The sequence below is a fragment of the Pseudoselenomonas ruminantium genome (genome assembly GCF_900113715.1).
Classification (GTDB): domain Bacteria; phylum Bacillota; class Negativicutes; order Selenomonadales; family Selenomonadaceae; genus Selenomonas_A; species Selenomonas_A caprae.
On the sequence record NZ_FOQK01000011.1, the window covers coordinates 43,407 to 58,747 of the forward strand.

Sequence of the window (15,341 nt, forward strand, 5' to 3'; positions counted from 1 at the left end):
TTGACTTGTCAAATTTGACAGGTCAAATGTTCACTCGTCAGATTTTGCCGGCAGCTTTGCAGAATAAGCCGCCTTTATAGCAGTTTTTACGTAGTAGAACCTTCTCTTTAGCTTTATCTGCTATTATCATAGCACTATCGCATCTTATTGTCTAGCATTTTATGCTATTTGTTATTGTATTATAGCTTTTTATACTGCTTTATGGTAAAATATGGCTAAAAGGAGGTGTATAGATTTTGACTGATAAAACACCGAAAGTGACAGAAACAACAAGCCTCAACGGAACCTTCAGCAAACGTCTGAAGGAACTCCGTGAAGGCAAAGGCCTGCGCCAAAGCGATATGGCCAAACTCTGCGGCATTGCCGTTCCCTCATACTCCAACTGGGAACAGGGCCGGGCCCTGCCACCTTTGGCACAAATCCCTGTCCTTGCCGGATTCTTTGGCGTCAGCGCCGACTACCTGCTTGGCATTTCCAAACAGGATGCCACCGAGCGGCTGGTTGAGCGCATGCAAAGCCTGCCCGAAAAAAGCCAGCGGATCGTTCTGGCCCTCATCGAGGACATGCTGGAAAAAAAATGACCCCGTACTACTAAAGAAAGTATTTATCTTTGTCTTATCTATGTATTAGAGCCGTCGCGGCTCCAGCAGGCACAAGGAAGGACAGCCCCCTTGCGGGCCTGATATATCCGCAGAAAGACCCGAAACCTTTCCAGCATACCTGCCCGCAAACCAAGCTGGACAAAAAACTATACACAAATTACGCACAGGAAATCCACAGATTTATCCACAAGCAAAACCATCGCTTCCGAAACTTTTTGACATGTCAAAGGGATGAAAAACAATCCGCAGCTGCTCACAGAAAAGCAATACAAAAAGGCACCACGGAAAACTCCATGGTGCCTTTGCTGACAAGGGATTATGCGATTTACGCTTTTTCAGGAACGGAAAAAGCAAATTAGCCCGATCAACTACCCGCTTTGCGTTTTGCCTATTACCAGTTTGCCTCTACATATCCCTGCGCCACATTCAGTTTGAGATTAAAACGTGTCATAATCTTGTCGATAGTGGTTTTCTTATCCACATCCATCTCTTTTAATGTGGTAATCATGGCCTTGATGCCTTCTTTCAAGCCTTCTTCCCGGCCTTCCTTGCGGCCTTCTTCTGCTGCATATCTTAGCTGCGCCGCCTGGTCACGGCGGAATTTTTCTGCTTTCTCATAAGACCGCTTGGCCACTTCGTCCTTAGTGAACACGTCTTCCACCTCCATTGCCTCTTGGATTGCGGCCTCGCTTGCCGCGATTTCCGCCAGCTCCTCGTCCGGAGTGCTGGGAGAGAAATAGGCCGCCCATTTCTCCATGCGGTTCATATCTTTTACACTTCTAGCCTTGAATTTCGGCAGTTCAAGGAAATGTATCTCCAGCTTATCCGTCAGCTGGCAGCCGGTTTTGACGTCATAAATGCCAAAGCAGCTGTGCATATCCGGGTATTTACCCGCGTCAAACAGGTTAAAGCCCAAAATGTTGATGGCCACGGTGCGATTTAACTGGTCGTATTCCTCGCCCCGCTTGAGGTCGGCGTAGTTTCGCGCCCAGTAGTAAACGGAACGCTCGCCCATGGCGGCCAAAGCATTGACCTGCATTTCGATATTGACCTTGGTACCGGAAGCCGTGCGGCCTAAAATATCCAGCCGTGATTCCTTGCCCTCGTATTCGTCCGCGTCCATTTCCCGGTCGATAAACTCAATGTCTTGGATAAGCTCCGTGCCTTGAAACTCGAAAAAGGCGTTAATCAAAGATATGGTTATCTGAGGGTGCTTGGCAAAAACCGCCTTGAATACCGCGTCATTTGTCCGATTGATGCGAAATCCTGCCATGATTATTCCTCCTGTGCTACTTAATTATATTCTATGACTTTGCCCCCGAAAAGGCAAGATTTTCCTGTAAGCAGGCCGTCCCCCTCTGGCCACCGTAATCTATGGCCAGCATGGCGCTGCCCTGCTGGATTTGTGCTATACTATATCTTGCCGCAACCTCTAACCATGGAACAGCCTAAGCAGCTGGGCCTACGACGACAAAGGAGCACTAGTATTATTCTAGCGCTCCTTTGTCATGTATTCGTATTGCTTTATGCAGGATCAGCAATCAAATCTGCCCGATCATTTTATGGGTCTGCGGGATTACGCGGACGTCCTTGAGCTTGGACAGGGCGTAGTTCTGGCAGATCAGGATCTTTTCGGGGCTGGCGGCTTTGCAGCCGCCGTATGGGGTCACGGGCTGGATGATGAAGAGTGTTTCCGGTGCGGTGTCCGCCACGAGGTCGATTGCCTGGCGGAATTCTTCTTCCGTGGTTTCCTCGCCCACGACCAGCTTTATATACAGGTCTTTCGCTTTGGCCACTTCGATGAAGTGCCTATGTGCCTCCCACTGCGGGGTGCGGATGATGCTCGGCAGCTTGATGTCCATGCTGATGATGTCGACTGCATCGAGGATACCTGCGAGCTGCTCGGGCAGGGTGCCGTTCGTTTCGAGGAACACCGGCACCGTTATTTTTTTTGCCAATTCACGGATGAAGGCGGCATGCAGCAGCGGTTCTCCGCCCGTGAAGCTCACGGCTTGATGCGGGACTTCCTGGCACAGGCGGTTGATTTCGATGGCCACCTGCTCCACCGAGCGCGGATTCGGCAGCTTCGCGAATTCACGGCTGCCCGCATAGGTCTCGACCTCGCACTGCGCATGGCTGCCCGGCGTATTTTCCGTATCGCAGTAGCGGCAGTCGAGGTTGCAGCCCTCAAACCGCACAAATACCTGGCGGCAGCCGACGTATTTACCCTCGCCCTGGATGGACGAGAAAATTTCAATCAGATTCTCTTTCATGGCTCAGTCCTTCGTATAGGTGACGCTGGATTTCGGCGACTCGAAAACCGTGATCGCATGAAGCTCGCTATCACGCACAAAGCATTCATGCCCTGCCAGCTCCTCGAAGATGATGCGGGCCAGGTTTTCTGCCGTCGGATTCACGCCGCCGGCAAACGGCTCCAGCTCATTGAGATAGCGGTGGTCATAGCGCTCAAGCGTCTCCTTGAGCGCCTTTTTGATGATCTTGAAGTCCACGAGCATGCCGAGCTCATCAAGCTCACGGCCCTTTACCACTGCCTCGACCACCCAGTTATGGCCATGCAGCCGTGCGCATTTGCCCGGATAGCCATTGACCATATGGGCAGCTTCAAAAGCACCTTCAACTTTTAACGTATACATATAAAAAAACTCACTCCTCGTCTAACAAACAAAAATATATTATAACGCCGTTGTTCCTATCTTGCCGCAGGCAAAACTTCCGCTTGGCATTTCAACGCAGAAAAACGCTGCCGGCTCAGTTCTCTTCCGCAGAGGATTCCGCCGCTGCATCTTCTGCCGGCTGTGCCGGATTGGCATCCATGACAGCCGCCTGCTGCGCATCATCTTTGGCTCCGTTTAAATCATAGCGGCGCGCGACATTTTCGGCCTTGGCCCTGTAGTAGCCTGCTGCCTCCGAGTATTTGATGACCCGCGAGCCGACAACGTTCATGATGGCGATAGCCAGCGCAATGCCGATCAGCACGCCCACGAGGCCGCCGAAATAGTTGCCGATAACGATGATAATCAGGCAGGCCGTGAAGAAGACCATGCCATCGTTGGCTTCCTCGATGCCGACGAAAAAGCCATGATACTGCTGCCGCGCTTCCAATACCTTCTGGTTGTAATAGGCATGGACACACCAGGGAATCAGGAAGTCGTTCAAGGTATCGAGCGTTTCCGCCTGTGCCGTATGATGTACTTCCTGCCCCTTCAGCAGCTGAATCGTAAAGCAATTCTCCTGGATTTCGCAGCGCACGAGAATCGCCCACTGCTCATCAAGCGCAAAGCGGCAAACCGGCGTATCACCGGCATAGACGTATTTCCCCGTATCATCAAGCCGCTTGCGATGGATAAAGATCCCCTTGTCATCTTGATAGACTTTCGTCTCTTCATCGTAATACATATTTTTCCGCTCCCTGATCATAATACCCCTTTCTCTTTACACGCTTTATTCGCTATCCGGCCGCAGCCTTCCTGCCGGACTTTTTGACAGGTCAAGCAAAAACAGCAAATTGACCGGTCAAAGCTGACACGTCAATTTGCTGTCTCCTAGCCCATTTTACTGGTCAATCGATTTCGTATTCTTCACGTTGCCGACGATGTCGCTCATGCTCATCGCCCGCGTATGCTGCGTGTGGCTCCACTCGTGATTGTTGCGGTTGATGAATCCCAGGAAGATGATAGGAATCCACGAATAGATGAATACCGGATAGAGCAGCATGTAAAGCCAGGACTTCCACTTCGCCCGGATCTTGATGAGGATGATCATCGGCAGGATGTACTGGCCGAGCATGATAGCCGTCATGATCTGCGACGGCATGAAGTTATAGATGTTCGTATAGAACGGCGGGAAGGCAAGCTGCACATAGCTGATGATGACGAAGAACGTCGAGATCATCAGGAAGTGCGGCTGCATGAGGTAGATGCACTCATCCCACATGCGGATGTCCTTGTGCTTCCAGCCAGCCTTGAGCATCTTCGGGATGAAGCGGTTGCCTACATCGAACTGGCCCTGTGCCCAGCGCTTGCGCTGATTCCAGGACTGCTTGAACGTCAGCGGCTTCTCGTCATAGATGATGGCGTCATGCGCCCAGCTCGTCTTGATGCCTTGGGCCATGCACTTCATCGTGAACTCCATATCCTCCGTCAGGCAGGTTGCATTCCAGCCATGCTCCTTGAGGATATCGGAGGAGAAGCACATGCCCGTGCCGCCAAGGCAGGCCGACAGGCCGATGTTGGATTTCGCCAGATGCGAAATGTAGCAAATGACCCAGAAGGCAATCGCAAACGTGCCTGCCACCCAGGTATCGTACGGATTCTTGGCATCCATATAGCCCTGGATGACCTTATCGCCCTTGCAGAGGCGATTGTTCATCTCCATGAGGAACTGCGGATGCACGAGGTTATCCGCATCGAATACGCAGACCGCGTCGTACTGTTTTTCCATCTTGAACAGACGGTCAAACATCCACTCGAGCGCATAGCCCTTCGACTTCTTCGTCGGATGCGTGCGCGCATGGACGATGGCACCGGCATTTGCGGCAATCTCTGCCGTGTTATCGGTGCAGTTATCAGCAATGACATGGATATCATACATATCCTTCGGATAGTTGAGGCCCTGCAGATTCTCGACCAGCTGCCCAATGACGGCATGCTCGTTATGTGCCGCCACGATCAGCGCGAACGTCTTCTTCGGGGTCTTGATTTTCGTCTCGCCACGCCGCCACATGCCACAGAAACCGATGACAAAGAAATAAAGCGTGAACAGGAAAATCATGATCTGCATGGGAACCATGATGATATCAAATGGGAAATTAAACAAAAATCATCAGCCTTCCTTTGCAAATAATGCAATCAGCGTATTTACGATGCCAGCGGCTGCATAGGTGCAGAACACGGCCACAGCCAGCGCCGGCAGGATAGCTGCGTGTCCGAGCCAGAGGATGGCTGCAAACATAGCCGCTGCAAAAATCTTCGTGCCAAGGTAAATCGGCTCACCGCCATCCCCTTTGAAGTTCGGATAGTGGACATGGCTGACCATCAGATAGCCGACAATCGCCATGAGAATCGGATATGCCACCCCGAAGCCCAGCGGATCGACACCAAGCAGGACGAACAGCAGCGTCGTCATCGCGACGATATTGCCGCCAGCCGGGATAGCAAGGCCCATGAAGTAGCCATGCACCACATCAGCATTGACATTGAAACGCGCCAGGCGCCACATGCCGCAGACGGCAAACAAGATGACGACCGCCATGCCCAAAAGCCCATGGTTATGCAGGACAAAGGCCCAGGCCAAAAAGCCCGGCGCGATGCCGAAGGAGCCTAAATCGCAGAGCGAATCCATCTCCTTGCCCATCTCGCTCGATACGCCAAAAAAACGAGCCGTGCGCCCGTCAAGGCCATCAGCCACGAGCGCGAGCAGGATGAAAAGCGAGCCCCAGACAAAATCACCACTATACGTAGAAAGAATCGAGCACATGCCAAACACAAGGTTCATAGACGTGCAGAGATTCGGTATAAACCGTCGATAATCCATCAGTCTTTAATCCTCCCGAGAACAGTCTGTCCGCCGGCCACCTTCTGGCCGACCTTGACATTGATTTCTACCTTCTTCGGCATGACAACCTCGAGGCAGGAGCCGAACTTGATCATTCCGTACAGCTCGCCCTGCTTGAGGTCATCATCGAGCGTCACATACGAGACGATGCGGCGCGCCAGAATGCCGGCAATCTGCTTGACACTGATGCGGATGCGTTCATTCTCGATGCCGATGACGTGATGCTCATTCTCGAAGCCCACCGTGTCCTTATACGCAGGACGGAAACGGCCGCAGAAATACTTCTGCAGCTTGATCTGCCCATTGATAGGACTGCGGTTCACATGCACGTTGAACACTGACATGAAGATAACGACCTTCGTGCAGGGTTCCTTGACAAACTCATCCGTCTCCAGCTCGACGATATCCGTTACCGTGCCATCGGCCGGCGACAGGATTGCCGACTCGTCAAGCTCGATATGACGTTTCGGGTTGCGGAAAAAATAACAGAAATATAGCATCAATACGAAGGGAATCACAGCCACATACGGATGCACCGAAAAACCAAGCAGGACGCCCAGTGCCGCACAGCCGAATATGAACGGATACCCTTCCGATATAATAGGAGTCAAGCTCCCACCTCCTCAAACACGTTTCTTATTTTTTGAAGCATGTACCTTGAGCACGAACTTCGGCAGTGCCAGCAGACGGCCTGCGCGCTTTGGCTGCAAGGCACCGCGGAACAGCCACTCGAGCTTGGCCTTCTGCATCCAGAGCGGCGCACGCTTCATGACCCCTGCCATGACGTCGAGCGTACCGCCAACCCCGATGGATACAGGCACACCGAGCTCGTCTCTATGCTGGTAGAGCCACTTCTCCTGCTTGGGCACGCCGAGTGCCGCGAGCAGCAGGTCAGGTTTAGCCGCCTTGATTTCCGCGATGATTTCCGGCTCATCGTCCGCCGAAAAATACCCATTGCGTACGCCGACAATCTCAATCCCCGGATAAAGCTCCTCTGCTTTGGCTTTAGCCTTCTCTGCTACGCCGGGTGCCGAACCGAAAAAGAAAATACGCTGTTTCTTGCCTGGTGCAATGCGCATGAGCTCCTGCGCCAAATCGAAGCCTGCCACACGCTCCGGCATCTCATAGCCCAGATGATGGGCAGCCCAAACCGTACCAGCACCATCCGGGACCACCAGCGCGGCCTCATTCAAAATATGCCGCAGCTCCTCGTCATGCGTCGCCCGCATAATCATCTCGGCATTGGCCGTCGCGATAAGGACATTCTTCTTCTCGTCCATGTAATCCTGCACCTGCGCCACGGCCTGCGCCATCGTAACAGAATCCACATTCACGCCCAATATATCGATCTTGTCGGACACACTATTCCCTCCAATAAATCAGAAATACTCATTGAATTAGTGTACTACAAAAGAATAGTAGCGTCAACCGCGCATCACCCTTTATTGACATACTTCATGCTTTCGATGCTGTCCTTCACATCTTCTTTGGCATCCGCATCGCCCGCATGGTAGAAATACGTGACCACCAGCACCTTCTGCGGGGCTTTGACAGCTACCGCATCGATTTCAAAATCCTTGCCGGCCTTTTGCCCCGTGTAATGGTATTTCTCCAGCGGGATATCGTGGACACTGATTTCCTCCTGGCCTTGCAGCTCGGCATTCCTGACCTGATACCGCTCCAGTGTCCTGCCGACCCGCTGATCGATAGTCTTATCCATCTCTGCCGGCTGTGGCGTGTCAACGTCTTTGCTATGCAGGTCGATGAACATATTGCTGCACTTTGCCTGCGCGACCTGCCAGGCCCCATCATCATACGGCAACGCCTTGAACTGCTCCGGCATTTCTATCTGCAGTTCCTGCTGCGTCGATACCGTTACCCGCTCCGTCTCGCCAAACAAACTGATTCCCTCCAGCGAAAGATGGCTGCCCAGCGAACCGAAAAACATAACGATCGAATGAAGAAAGAAATAAACTGACATCATATTATATAAGTCCCCCTGTAACAAAAATCACTGTACCGTGATTGTCTCAATCGAATTTTCCACCCTGGCCTTAGCAGCATCATTCTTTGGATTGTACTGATAAAGCAGCCACCATACATCCTGCCCCTCCTGGAACCCGAGCAGCTGGATTGTACTTTCCTGCCCCTTGGACTTGCTTGTGCATTCAATCGTCTTCACCGTTCTGCCCTGTATTTCCCGGATGCCCTCGCCTTTGATTGCCATCTCCCCCTTCATCGTGAATACCTCTTGGAAGTTCTCATAGCCAAAGCCGACCTTATCCTCCTTTTTCCGTGTCGTCGCATGAACGACTAAAGCCCTGACACCATCTCTATCTCCTTTATAGGAATCGATGCGCTCAAATATTCCGCTCTCCGTCTTCGCATGTTTTGCCTCCGGCTCCATCGGCAGCTCCATCGAAAACATCTTCCCATCCTTCTGTTCATGCTTAACGGGATACCACAAAGTCGAAAAATCATCCGTCAACTCATGACGAACAAAAAAACTCACATTACCGCCTTGAAACGCCACAGCCAAAACCATAAACACAAAACCTACTAAATATAAAAGAACCTTCATACCAAACACCTTTCTGCTTATAGCATTGCCATTATTTATTATATTCATTTTCCTTTTCTTCTGTACAATCTCTATCGATAGTCAAATCATGACATGAACATGCGATTTCTTTCGCCAGTTCATTTAGTTTGCGATCGTTATACGAAAAAGAAATCGACCCCCATACCATATGTCCTTCTAATCCTGTCAGGAACATACAATTATACATACGTTCCAACAAGCCATCATTGATATACTCAAAATATGCAATTGGCTGATAAACACCGTCTAAAATATCAGCTTCATATACATGCACTCCTGCTGCCATTTTAGGCAAGACGACTTTACAAAGCTCTACTTGTTTTTCCATGATAGCAGCATCTATTTTCTCTTCTGCTTTCAACAGACCAAACGAGAACTGTCCTGCATCATCTGCTAACAATACCTGTCCAGGATGACTTCCTGGTTGATAAATTTCTCGTACATGTTCAGGCATACTTACAAATGAATCCGGCAATTGCACCGAAAACTTATCATCATAAAACTTTCTTGCCGTGAAATGATATTTGTGTCCACGAAAAGCAACCTCATATCCGTCAGTATTTACAGATGTTTCTATCATTGTTAGCGCCAGCCTTTCCTATTTCTTGCAATGCTTTATCATTCATTACACAATCAGTAAGTTTAATACAAGCAAACTCACAATCAACAAATTCTACATCCATCCAATCACAATTCAAAAATTTTGAATCAGCGAAACAACAATCCATGAATAACAACGGATATCGGCTATTTTCATCATCTGCCTTCACCGAATGAAACCTGCATGTGTCGAATATGCAATTCACAAAAATGGCTCCAGTCAGATTTGTTTTTTCGAATTTTGTCAAATGGAAATGACAATCATCAAATATTACATTACGTAAATTTGTTTTACCGAACGTCCATGGCTCAAATAGGCACTGTCCGAATTTACTGTTTTCTATATCAATCTCGTCTATCTTTTTCATTCGATATCGTTTCTTTGCAAAGGAACGGTATTTCAAATCATCTTCAAGCAGATTTTCTTTGTCAATATATTTCAGCAAGTCAACTTTAGGACGCAATCGTCCTATTATCTCTTGTTTACCTATATACTCACCATAGGTCACATAGAATTCTTCATTTCGCAATATCCCTTCCATAATCTTATCCAAGTCTAGCGCCAGCCATACTTTCATATATTCCCCCAGCACTGCCATTATTTTTCTAACAGTAGCCGGATAGAAACGACGGAACATTACAGGATGAACAAGTGACCGAATATATTCCCGCTCATCACACAATTCTTCTTCAAATTTTTTCCACAGCTCCATCATCCATAGACAATTCAAGCTCGCACTATCCATAAACTGTCCTTGCCTATCGAATGCACTTATATTTATATTCGCATTTCCGCACAGAAAATCTGTGTATGGCATCGTACAATGTATCCTTGCCACAGGTCTTTCCAGCGAAACATATAATGTATGAACGAACTGGTAGAACCACTCTATATATTCTGTTTCTAATTTCTGTTGGTTTTCTATACAATATTCATTAAAGGACAACAATAAATTTTCTTCTAATGGTAAATACCTGTTTTTATAAAATTCCTTGATTGTAAAATTTTTCATTCCTTAATCACTTTTGCAAACTAGTACTATTTTCTATAGCCTTTTGCGCTGCCTCTCTTTGTTGTTGACGATAGCGGCGTTCGTTATAACGGTAATCAACAACTCCTGTTGCACCAATTCTTGCCGCCGCAGCAGGTTTGCTATTCCATATTTTCAGTGATCCCTTTCCTGCACCTACTGCATATTTTCTACCTGCACGCAAGCCTTTCATCAAACGCGGATGCGTTTTGTCCAAGCCTGCAATCAAATTTCTCCCACCATTTACCCCCTGCATTGCTATTTCCTTTGCTCCCTGGGGGACTTTTAAGATTCTTCCACTGGTTTTAAACCTTATCAAACGCGCAGCTACAGCCGTTTTATGCGAAGCTAAATTTTTTGCTGTCTCCACCTTTCCTATCGCGCTTGCAACACGAGTTGTACGTAAAAATTTCACACCTACCTTCATCAGCGGAACAGTGTCTACGGCAGCCATACAAATGCTCCAATTCCTTGCATCGTCATCACCTTTTTCAGCAGCTTCTTTTGCTTCATAAAGATCCATTCCTATCATTCCAGCTGTACATATAACTTTAATCGGCACAAAAGGTACAAACGAACCGATAAAAAAAACTGATTTTGCTAATGCCCTTAGGTCAGCTTTTGTTTGTTCTGCCTGCAATTCTTCAGATGTTTTTGCGCTATTCACATATCTCGGATGATCGTATCCTTCCTGATTTATTATTTCCGCTTGTGATACTATTGTCTTAGCCTCAGCACTTATTACCATCTGCGTATCTTGAACAATAAACTTCAATATTTTATCTGATTTAATCAATAATTCCGACATAGCACCGCCGCCCTCATTTTTTCTTCTGCAATACATTCACACTTGCAGACTTAACCGGATATTCATACAATGGACTCGTCTCACACAAGTATGTCATATCCTTCCCCATCATACTTTGTGATGTTACTAAGTATTGTCGCTTCAACGGCGCTCCATCATCATGCAAATATTGCGAATAGCCTTTATTGAATCCCTCCATCAATTTATATGCCTCATCCGTAACATTTCCCGCCTGTGCATCAAGACATATCGACCTACCACTATGAATGACGATATTTTCCGTCGATACAATATCTACACCATTTTGTACATCCCCAACGATACGCGAAGAATTGTCACCAGTACGACCAGCCACACAAACAGTACTGTCAGGTTGGAACTGTATCATTTGATTTTCTGATGTAAGATTCCTATTTTCCGGTGTATGATAATCAGGATTCCCACCCAATGTACTTCTATGGCTTCCTAATGCCAATAATTCACCGCATTCTTCAAAATAAACATATATCTTGTCTCCTATATCCGGCATAGAATACATATAGTTATTCACTGTATTTTCATGATCAATCCAACGAGCATCCTGCACATCTTGATGTTCATCGCAATCAAATCTCACTTTCACCTGTTGCCCCTTCACAGCCATTACTTTCCCTGGAAGATAGCAAGGTCTATTCCAGTTTTTCCTCTGTTGTTCTACTTTAGGATATAAGCCCTCTTTGTGACGAATCATCAGTTCATTTTCTAAAACGTCTCCCCTAGCACTTATCTTGCTTGCCCATATGATTTGTTTATAATTTTTCAACATAACGCTATAGCCTGCACTTGGCTGCAAATCATATGTCTTGAGTTTTACGCCTGAAAACTCTTCCACAAAAGTTTTTGGCCTGGTATTTTCTTGTCGACGCATCACATCTAAATATGACAAACAAATGCCATGTAAATTCTCCGACGAGTCATGCTGGTATTCCTCAAAGGGAACAAAGCCTAAACCAATCCGGATTGTGGCCGCACCACTATCACAACAAATACTTTTGCCGAGGCTCTCACATAACCTGCGTAAGAACGCCCAATCTGTCTCGCCATGCTGATACAGCATGCGTGATACCTGCACCTCTTCCTCTACTTTTATTTCGGCATTATATTCAGTTGCAATCTTACGCGCAACATCGCCTAATGTCTTATTTACCGATTGAAAAGTTCTGCTTTTCTTTTTGATATCCATTTTTTTCGAAACGGAATATAACTCCAAAGCTACTTCTCTCCTACCACTGCATTCGTAAAGATTTATTTCTGTTACCACCCCTGCAAATATCGACTTCCTACCTGCATATATTTTTACTTCTTGATTTTGATAGGACAAAAGCGGCTTCAAATCTTCGGTCTCCGCTATTTCCAAACGAATCTCAACCCGTCCATGGTTCCCCACTTGAGTCTGTATAGATAAGTCAATTACCTTTGACGATATAAAGCCAGCAATATGAAGATCACTTAAAGTTACTGTTTCCATAGATGTCTCCTTTAATGGATTGGTATCGTATCATACCCGCAACATTTATGATTATAATGATGAATACATCTTAACGTATTGCTATTGTTTTTATGGATTTTTTTACAATATCTTCCATTTCTTTATCTCCTTCCTTATACGAATATACAATCGTCCAATATTCACTCCCGGACTGGACACCTAATCCTTCTATTATGTATGGTTCATCATCAATTATTTTTATTTTTGCATATGTTGCTTTTTTTCCATCAACCTCTTTTTCTTCTGTTTTTTCTAGTTTGAGATTCATTCTATCAGAATCTTCAAAATCAGCCGAAAAAGTTTTTACATCGAAATTTATTTTCGTATATTTATCCATCACCGCTATATGATCTAAGCTTACAAAAATTCGTTTAGATTCATATCGATACCAATAATTATTGTTTGTGTATTTATCGGACTTAAACTCGCCATGTTCATTTAACGAAAATGGTAAATCTACATAGAATTTACCTTCATTATCTTGAGGTATCGATATTGTTTGCCAAGATTTTTCAGTTGAATTTATCTTACTACCAGAAGCCACATTTGTATCATTATCTCCGAAACATCCTGTAGTCCCTACTATAAGTAGCATCAATATATACATAAAAAAAATCTTTTTCATACAGAGTTTCTCCATCCTGCCATGCTTCATTCAGTATGAGGTAGCATGTCCTGCCGGCATACTTGTCCGTATCTATCGTGACATTACCGTGCTGTTGCAATAACCTTCTTACCTCTTGGGCATCCGCTTTACATCGCCCATATCCTTTGATATTTTCTGGATATTTATGATCATTAGCATCCAACGCAGGTTGTCGATCTTTCTGATTGATGACGCCATGTGAATGCTCTAAAAATACTTTTTGTTTTGCCGTGATGCAATCACAATAAGTATATTGCGTAGCCATGGACATATAATTTCCCTTTGACGACATTTTCAGTTACCCCCCATATTACCAGAATGTATCCCTATGCATTCTGCTATAAATGGCTCAATTTCCATATCACTATCATATCCACAATATTTATGATTATAACGATGAATACATTTTAACGTATCGCTATTGATTCCATAGACCTTTTTACCATTTTTTCCATTCCCCTGTTTCCCTCTATATATGTATACATGATTGTCCAATATTCATTGCCGCCATCGATTCCTATACATTCAATAATTTGCGGATTATTATCTTCATCTATAACAATTTTAGCATAAGTTACTTTTCTGCCATTTATATATTTATCTTCCAATATCTTCATTTTTGCATTAAGTTGTTCAGCATCATCAAAATCCACCATAAACGTTTTTATATCAAAATTTATTTTAAAATCATCGTTACCGACCAAAGCCCAATCAACACTCACGTTTATTTTATCATCTTCATGCCTATACCATTTCGCACTTTTTATATCATTATTTATTTCATTATTTATTTTGAAATCACCACGATCTTCCAGATTAAACGGCAAATCAATGTATAGCTTTTCCCCATCTTTTTGCGGCAACTCTATGGAGCGCCATCCATCTTTTTGAATCTGTTCATTTGATGATGTAGTTATTTCTTGAGACTTATTGTTTCCTGAGCAGCCAGGCACAAACAGTGCCATAACTACTAATAATATAAACATCAGTTTTTTCATTTTATCCACACACTCTTCTTATCTTTTTTCACTGTGACTTCCCGAAACATCATACCCTTTTTTATTTCCTTTAACTTTCAACTTATATTCACCAGATTCTCCTTCTAATTCTACGCCATCTTTACTTGCTGAAAGCTTTATGCTTCTTTCCTCCTTCTCAAATTTAGTATACATTTTAACTTCCGACGGTTCATGTTTCGTACTTTCCCCACTTGACTTTAATTTTCCTATTTCAGCTTCTGTACCTGCAGCAATGTTAAAATCACCTTTACTGTAACCAACTTCAACTCCCACTTTTCCTTGCGTAGAATTTCCATGATTTAGTTCTATTCCTTTCGTTCCCAAAGATCCTTCTGTCTCGCGGTGCTCTGCATCGACAGGATTCAGGGTTGCTTCCGCATAAAATCCATCTTTTTTGTCTCCTATCATGAAATGACCATCTTTCGGCAAGTAATTTGCTATCACTGCTTCAGCTTTTTCTAATTCGCTATTTATTCCGTCAAATGCACTATACGATGCATCAATACTGTCAGGCAATGCATCCGCATCCGAACCAGGTTTTATGAACCTTATTCGTCCTCCTCTGGCACAGACCAGGGTACTTGTATCAAGCAGCGCCGGTGCTCCCTCGACTGTGAAATGAGTATCGCCATCCTGCCATGCTTCATTCAGTATGGGGTAGCATGTCCTGCCAGCATACTTGTCCGTATCTATCGTGACATTACCGTGCTGTTGCAATAACCGTCTTACCTCTTGGGCATCCGCTTTGCATCGCCCATATCCTTTGATATTTTCTGGATATTTATGATCATTGGCATTCAACACAGGTTGTTGATCTTTCTGATTGATGACGCCATGCGATTGCTCTAAAAATACTTTTTGTTTTGCCGTGCCGCAATCACAATAAGTATATTGCGTAGCCATGGACATATAATTTCCCTTTGACGACATT

General features: G+C 45.7%; 18 protein-coding genes. 1 reads left to right on the forward strand and 17 read right to left on the reverse strand.

From position 1 onward, the window contains the following. Nucleotides 1–236: 236 nt before the first annotated feature. Complete coding sequence (locus tag BM181_RS07310; RefSeq protein WP_075443438.1) at nucleotides 237–581, forward strand: helix-turn-helix domain-containing protein; 345 nt, start codon at nucleotides 237–239, stop codon at nucleotides 579–581. A 412-nt stretch (nucleotides 582–993) separates the two neighbouring features. Here BM181_RS07310 and BM181_RS07320 read toward each other — a convergent pair whose 3' ends face one another. From BM181_RS07320 to BM181_RS07405, 17 genes are all read right to left on the reverse strand, one after another. Further along, nucleotides 994–1,875 carry an Rpn family recombination-promoting nuclease/putative transposase gene (locus BM181_RS07320; protein ID WP_075443442.1) on the reverse strand — a complete coding sequence of 294 codons (882 nt, stop codon included), beginning with the start codon at nucleotides 1,873–1,875 and terminating at the stop codon, nucleotides 994–996. Between the two features lie 268 nt (nucleotides 1,876–2,143). Then, nucleotides 2,144–2,875 carry a 7-carboxy-7-deazaguanine synthase QueE gene (locus BM181_RS07325; RefSeq protein ID WP_075443444.1) on the reverse strand — a complete coding sequence of 244 codons (732 nt, stop codon included), beginning with the start codon at nucleotides 2,873–2,875 and terminating at the stop codon, nucleotides 2,144–2,146. Between the two features lie 3 nt (nucleotides 2,876–2,878). Next, nucleotides 2,879–3,256, reverse strand: a complete 378-nt coding sequence (gene queD, locus BM181_RS07330; protein ID WP_075443446.1) for a 6-carboxytetrahydropterin synthase QueD — start codon at nucleotides 3,254–3,256, stop codon at nucleotides 2,879–2,881. A 115-nt stretch (nucleotides 3,257–3,371) separates the two neighbouring features. Further along, the gene (locus tag BM181_RS07335; protein WP_143092138.1) at nucleotides 3,372–4,019 is read right to left on the reverse strand and encodes a hypothetical protein; all 648 of its coding nucleotides are present in this window, start codon (nucleotides 4,017–4,019) and stop codon (nucleotides 3,372–3,374) included. 156 nt (nucleotides 4,020–4,175) lie between these two features. Then, nucleotides 4,176–5,411: a glycosyltransferase family 2 protein gene (locus BM181_RS07340; RefSeq protein ID WP_075443557.1), complete on the reverse strand. Its 1,236-nt coding sequence runs from the start codon at nucleotides 5,409–5,411 to the stop codon at nucleotides 4,176–4,178. Between the two features lie 33 nt (nucleotides 5,412–5,444). Beyond that, nucleotides 5,445–6,155 (reverse strand): CDP-diacylglycerol--serine O-phosphatidyltransferase, encoded by a 711-nt coding sequence (gene pssA / locus BM181_RS07345; RefSeq protein ID WP_075443450.1) that lies wholly within the window; start codon nucleotides 6,153–6,155, stop codon nucleotides 5,445–5,447. Beyond that, nucleotides 6,155–6,787 (reverse strand): phosphatidylserine decarboxylase family protein, encoded by a 633-nt coding sequence (locus tag BM181_RS07350; RefSeq protein ID WP_075443452.1) that lies wholly within the window; start codon nucleotides 6,785–6,787, stop codon nucleotides 6,155–6,157. Before BM181_RS07350 ends, pssA begins: the two co-directional genes overlap by 1 nt. Nucleotides 6,788–6,799: 12 nt before the next feature. Then, complete coding sequence (locus BM181_RS07355; RefSeq protein WP_075443559.1) at nucleotides 6,800–7,489, reverse strand: WecB/TagA/CpsF family glycosyltransferase; 690 nt, start codon at nucleotides 7,487–7,489, stop codon at nucleotides 6,800–6,802. Between the two features lie 122 nt (nucleotides 7,490–7,611). Continuing rightward, entirely contained in the window at nucleotides 7,612–8,160 is a 549-nt protein-coding gene (locus tag BM181_RS07360) for a hypothetical protein (RefSeq protein ID WP_075443454.1), read from the reverse strand. 27 nt (nucleotides 8,161–8,187) lie between these two features. Next, nucleotides 8,188–8,757 (reverse strand): hypothetical protein, encoded by a 570-nt coding sequence (locus tag BM181_RS07365; RefSeq protein ID WP_218150106.1) that lies wholly within the window; start codon nucleotides 8,755–8,757, stop codon nucleotides 8,188–8,190. Nucleotides 8,758–8,788: 31 nt separating this feature from the next. After that, entirely contained in the window at nucleotides 8,789–9,358 is a 570-nt protein-coding gene (locus BM181_RS07370; protein ID WP_075443458.1) for a hypothetical protein, read from the reverse strand. Continuing rightward, nucleotides 9,333–10,391: a pentapeptide repeat-containing protein gene (locus BM181_RS07375; protein WP_075443460.1), complete on the reverse strand. Its 1,059-nt coding sequence runs from the start codon at nucleotides 10,389–10,391 to the stop codon at nucleotides 9,333–9,335. The genes BM181_RS07370 and BM181_RS07375 overlap by 26 nt, the downstream gene beginning before the upstream one ends. A 7-nt stretch (nucleotides 10,392–10,398) precedes the next feature. After that, nucleotides 10,399–11,217, reverse strand: a complete 819-nt coding sequence (locus BM181_RS07380; protein WP_075443462.1) for a hypothetical protein — start codon at nucleotides 11,215–11,217, stop codon at nucleotides 10,399–10,401. A 13-nt stretch (nucleotides 11,218–11,230) separates the two neighbouring features. After that, nucleotides 11,231–12,724 (reverse strand): contractile injection system protein, VgrG/Pvc8 family, encoded by a 1,494-nt coding sequence (locus BM181_RS07385; protein WP_075443464.1) that lies wholly within the window; start codon nucleotides 12,722–12,724, stop codon nucleotides 11,231–11,233. 70 nt (nucleotides 12,725–12,794) lie between these two features. Beyond that, nucleotides 12,795–13,370 (reverse strand): hypothetical protein, encoded by a 576-nt coding sequence (locus BM181_RS07390; RefSeq protein ID WP_082336222.1) that lies wholly within the window; start codon nucleotides 13,368–13,370, stop codon nucleotides 12,795–12,797. A gap of 428 nt (nucleotides 13,371–13,798) precedes the next feature. Next, on the reverse strand, nucleotides 13,799–14,389 hold the full coding sequence (locus tag BM181_RS07400) for a hypothetical protein (RefSeq protein WP_075443470.1): 591 nt from the start codon (nucleotides 14,387–14,389) through the stop codon (nucleotides 13,799–13,801). Nucleotides 14,390–14,407: 18 nt separating this feature from the next. Further along, a complete protein-coding gene (locus tag BM181_RS07405) occupies nucleotides 14,408–15,340 on the reverse strand; it encodes a DUF4280 domain-containing protein (protein WP_075443472.1) in 933 nt (310 codons plus the stop codon). Nucleotide 15,341 lies beyond the last annotated feature (1 nt).